The organism is Curtobacterium sp. MCBA15_013 (assembly GCF_001865095.1).
Taxonomy (GTDB): domain Bacteria; phylum Actinomycetota; class Actinomycetes; order Actinomycetales; family Microbacteriaceae; genus Curtobacterium.
Map to the genome: position 1 here is coordinate 2,847 of NZ_MJGQ01000025.1, position 382 is coordinate 3,228.

Here is a 382-nt window from a genome sequence, read left to right on the forward strand (position 1 = left end):
GACCGCGGTCGCACGGATGCGGGCCGGCAAACCGATCATCATCACGGGCGACGGCAGCTCGCTGTGGACGATCACCCACAGCCGGGACTTCGCGGTCGGGTTCACGGGGCTGCTCGACCGGGCCGAGGCGATCGGGGAGGCCTTCACGATCACGAGCGACGAGGCGCCGACCTGGAACCAGATCGCGCACGAGATCGCAGCGGCAGCAGGCGTGGAAGACCTGCAGATCGTGCACGTGCCGGCGGATGCGATCAACGCCGTGGACCCGGAGTGGGGTGCGGCGCTCCTCGGCGACAAGGCGAACAGTTCGGTGTTCGACAACAGCAAGGTCCGGTCGCTCGTGCCGTGGTACCGGCCGCGGACGCCCTACCGGCAGGGCGTG

General features: G+C 69.6%; 1 pseudogene. It reads left to right on the plus strand.

The window, feature by feature from the left end:
* A pseudogene (locus tag BIV01_RS12710) lies at positions 1–382 on the plus strand (NAD-dependent dehydratase); the annotation flags it as partial.